Origin of the sequence: Nocardia farcinica (assembly GCF_029867845.1) — a bacterium.
Classification (GTDB): Bacteria; Actinomycetota; Actinomycetes; order Mycobacteriales; family Mycobacteriaceae; genus Nocardia; species Nocardia farcinica_A.
On record NZ_JARWRU010000867.1, the window covers coordinates 1 to 2,608 of the forward strand.

At 70.2% G+C, this 2,608-nt stretch carries 2 protein-coding genes; one reads left to right on the forward strand and one right to left on the reverse strand.

Annotated elements, in window-relative coordinates; all coding sequences use genetic code 11:
* Positions 1 to 197, reverse strand: a 197-nt coding sequence (locus QH283_RS18905) for a hypothetical protein (RefSeq protein ID WP_280504317.1), incomplete at its 3' end; no start/stop codon positions are given.
* A 795-nt stretch (positions 198 to 992) separates the two neighbouring features.
* Here QH283_RS18905 and QH283_RS18910 point away from each other — a divergent pair.
* Entirely contained in the window at positions 993 to 2,552 is a 1,560-nt protein-coding gene (locus QH283_RS18910) for a condensation domain-containing protein (RefSeq protein ID WP_348538289.1), read from the forward strand.
* Positions 2,553 to 2,608: the final 56 nt, after the last annotated feature.

Consider the following 2,608-nt stretch of genomic DNA (forward strand, 5'->3'; position numbering starts at 1 on the left):
GGAGGCGGGGGGGGGGGGGGGGGGGGGGGGGGCCCCCCCCCCCCCCCGCCCCCCCGCCGCCCCGCCCGCCCCCCCCCCCCCCCCCCCCCCCCCGGCCCCCCCCCCCCCCCCCCCCCGCCCCCCCCGGCGGGGGGGGGGGGGGGCCCGCCCCCCCGTTCGACCTCGGCGACCGCGCGCCAGATAACGTCCCGGTGCACGCGGTCGACGAAATAAAGGAAATGTTGACCATTGCGATACCTTTTCGTCTCGAAATGGTTTCGAAGGTGGTTCGCGCTGGCTTCCAAGCCCATTGCGCGGTGCGGGACCCGTGGATACGATGGCGATTCCAAGCAGTCGTCGAAAACAGTCAGCAAACTCGGCGGCCGCCGACCGAGAGATACACCATCGATCGGCAACAAACGAACACTCGCAATAGTCGGGGTTGCGGAGTGAATACACAGCACACCGTTCGGGCGACAACGGCGTCGCCGCGTCGGTGCGAACAGTCCGGTACAGAGGTACGCCACGTCCAAGAAGGCGATCGGTGCAACCGATGAACTCCAACGACGTTCGAATCGATCTCGACGCACCCGACCAAGGGCCACCCACAGGTAGGAGCCCGTGCGTCCGCCGTCCCAGGGGCGGCGCCGAACCGAACCGTGCTCGACCTGACCACGGTTCCCGCCGACGGCAGCGCTCGTCCTGCCGGAGGTGGCGCTCGCGGTGATGTTCCGTGACGGCCCGTGCCCGCCCGGCGCCGGGCCCAGCGACGGGGGTCGCTCCCGCGAGGGCCGCCGAACCACACCCTTGTAATTTCGGCCGCCGTCGGTCGCGGCTGCTCGCCGAATATGTGCGGGTGAATACGCAAGGCCGACCAGACTTGTTCGAACGGTAACCGCTCATTCCTGCCCGCAATTTCTGGGCATATTGACGGCGAGCGGTTTCCAAAATTTTCCGACAGGCGGGCAGGAGGAGTCCGCAGCTGTCGGGAGAACGAAACAACGGGAGGTCCAGTGACCCAGCTCGAACGCAATCCCGGCGGAAATCGGGAGCGGTCCGTATCCTCGGCTTTCGGAACATCGGATCGCCTCGTCGGCGGCAACGGACCGGGATCGGGCGGCGAGTACCGTCCCGCCGCGCCCGAGGCCTTCCCGCTCACCGCCGCGCAGCGGGGCATCTGGTTCGCCCAGCACCTGACCGGATCCTCGCCGATCTCGGTGGCGCAGTACGTCGAGATCAGGGGAGAGCTGTTCCCCGAGTTGCTGATCGAGGCCTGCCGCGCCGCCGCCCGCGAGTTCGGTTCCGGCCACCTGCGGCTGGTCGAGATCGACGGAGAGCCGCGCCAGATCGTCGACGACAGCTTCGAATCCCAGGTCGCCGAGGTGGATCTGCGCGGGCACGCCGACCCGGTCGCCACCGCGCACCGGCTGATGGTGCAGGACTACTCCGCGCCACTGGACCTGCGCAACGACGAGCTCATGACCAGCGTCATCTACCAGGTCGGCACCGACCACTACCTGTGGTACCAGCGCGCCCACCACATCGCGCTCGACGGCTACGCCGCGGTGACCATGCTGCGCCGGATCACCGAGCTGTACAACGCCTGGGTGCACGGCCACGAGGCCCCGCCCGCCAAGGCACAGGACCTGCGCCAGATCACCGAGCAGGACCAGCAGTACCGGCAGTCCGAACGGTTCGAGAACGACCGCGCCTACTGGACCGAGCACCTGGCGGGCGCGCCGCCGGTGGTGAGCCTGGCAGGCCGGGTCGGCAAGCCGACCATCCACCCGGTGCTGATCAGCCGGGAACTGCCGGAGCCGACCGCCCGGCTGATGGACGAGCTCGTCCGTGAGCGCGGCAGCAGCGTCACCCCGGTGGTGGTCGCGGCGTTCGCGGCCTATCTGGGCCGCATGACCGGCAGCGACGAGGTGCTGCTGAGTCTTCCTGTCTCCGGCAGGCATTCGGCGGTGCTGCGCCGCTCCGGCGGCATGGTCGCCAATGTGGTGCCGCTGCGGCTGCGGGTCACCCCGGGCACGGTCGGCGAGCTGATCGACGCCGCGCAGAGCGAGCTGACCAGCGCCCTGCGCAGGCAGCGCTACCGCCAGGAGGACATCTTCCACGACATGGGCATCGCCCGTGACGAGACCGCCTCCTTCGGGCCGGCCGTGAACTTGATGATGATCGAGAACGAGGTGGTCTTCGGCGAGACCGTCGGCAGGCTCAACGTGCTGACCTCCGGCCCGACCGCCGACCTGTTCGTCAACATCTACCCCGGCGCGGGCAAGGACAACACCCACATCGACTTCCAGGGCAACCCCGAGGTGTACACCGCCGAGGAGCTGGCGGGCCACCACCACCGGTTCCTGATGTTCCTGCACGAGTTCCTCTCCGGCGGCGCCGATTCCCCGGTGGGCGCGCTGCCGCTGCTCGACGAACACGAACGCGCCGAGTTGCTGCCGGTGCGTGGCGCGGCAGGCGTCGACGCCGAAGTGCTGCCCGACCTGCTGGCCGAGGGCGCGCGCCGCGATCCGTCCGCGACCGCGGTGGTCGCCGCCGGTCGCGCGCGCAGCTAAGCCGCGCGGGGCGCCCCGTCGTAGCGGGGCGCGCGCCGGCGGATCGCGCAGGGGCG